Annotated in this window: 2 protein-coding genes; both read right to left on the bottom strand. The window is 58.4% G+C overall.

From position 1 onward, the window contains the following. A partial coding sequence (locus V6C16_RS12780) for a peptidylprolyl isomerase (protein WP_333543390.1) occupies window positions 1-983 on the bottom strand: 983 nt, incomplete at its 3' end. A gap of 413 nt (window positions 984-1,396) precedes the next feature. Further along, window positions 1,397-1,621 (bottom strand): helix-turn-helix domain-containing protein (locus V6C16_RS12775; RefSeq protein WP_333543389.1); only part of this gene is annotated, 225 nt, incomplete at its 5' end.

The following is a 1,621-nucleotide window of genomic DNA, read 5'->3' as shown; positions in this document are numbered from 1 at the left end:
TGCCAGCCGGGTTCGCCGCCGGGACCGGCGGCATTGGGACCGTTGTGCGCATCGGCCACGGCAGCAAAGCTTTTACCGGCCTTGAGCTCGGCCTCAATGGCGGCGGCCTGCTCCTGCGCTTTTTTCACATCAGCCTCGGAGGCGTCTTCAGCCAGAGGCACAAGAATATGGGCGGCCTTCACTTCTTCCTGCTGTTCAAAACGGGCGGCATTTTCCGCATACCATTTTTCGGCAGCGGCGGAGCTTATGCCGCTGGCTTTCACGATGTCCTGCGGGCTGACGAGCACGTAGGAAACATCGGCCTTGGCAGGAATGGCAAACTGCGCCTTGTGGCTTTCGTAATAGGCCCGTACCTCCTCGTCAGAAGCTTTGACGGAAGAGGCAAAATCCGAGGCAGGAATAAAAATATAGTCCACATCGCGTTTTTCGCGCAAAAATTCAAAGCGCTTCTGGGACTCGGCGGGGTCTACCCAGGCAGGAGCCGTGACCATTGCAAAAATTTTCTGCCGCAGCAGGTCGCGGGACATATCGTGCTCGAACTGGGCGGGAGACATGCGTTGGGCAGCCAGCACGCGGGTATAGACCTCGGGGTCGAACTGCCCCTTCTCATTCTGGAACCCCTTGATGTTGCCGACGGCCACCCGCAGTTCCAGCGGAGAAATGCTCACGCCCGTGCGCACGGCTTCCTGGGACAGCAGCACCTGGGTAATAAGGTCGCGCAGTATCTGGCGGCCCAGTTGCTGCTGCTTCAGCTGCTCACGGGTCAGACCGGGATTGCTGCGCAGCAGGTTTTCCTCTGCCTGGCGGTAGGCCGACTCAAACTCCCGCATGGAGATGGGATCGCCGTTGACCACGGCCACCAGAGTACCCGCACTGCGGTCGTTGAAATTGCCAACGCCCCAGAAAACAAAGACAAGAATGATAAGACCAAAGGCCAGTTTGACGCCCAGGGATTGCGATTTGTCGCGAATATACTCAAGCATGCGAACTCCGACTGCATAATTGCTCTTGACGTAGAGCGGCATCATATGCGCAATCCAGCGGAAACTCAAGAAAGCTCATGGCTGATTTTGATGTGGCGCTGTGATGGATATGGCCGGCACCTCCGCCAGGCGACCAGACAGAGGTCAAACCCATAAAAAACCCGTGGTTCTGCCGGGGCGGGCATGCCTCGGCAAGGGTATAAAAACACGGGCGGCTTGCCGCACAGACCATGAAACAGCACAGCACAAGCCCGCCCGGACATTTTTCCTGTCTCGCGACAAGATGGGAAAGCAGACCTCAACGCCATGCTTGCAAGGCTGACCCGGTTGCCCGTCCGAAAAAAACTACGCGCGCAAACAACAGTTATGTTTCAACGACAGGCAGATACCTTGAGGGGGCACGTCTGTTCGAACTATTCAACCTGACTGATACCGAGCTTTCGGATGCGGTACTGCAGCGTCGAACGCGGAACGCCGAGCACATCCGCCGCGCCGCCGGGACCGGACAGCTTGCCGCCGCAAAGGCGCAGGGCTTTTGCAATATGCGCTCTTTCATTTTCCTCAAGCGAAAGAAGGGCGGGCGACGCCTCCTGCCGAGCGGGAACAGGGGCAGAAGGGCTGTCCCCGGCATTGCGCGC

It is taken from the genome of Desulfovibrio sp. 1188_IL3213, from assembly GCF_036763145.1.
Classification (GTDB): domain Bacteria; phylum Desulfobacterota; class Desulfovibrionia; order Desulfovibrionales; family Desulfovibrionaceae; genus Desulfovibrio.
This window is presented reverse-complemented; position numbering and strand designations above follow the sequence as displayed.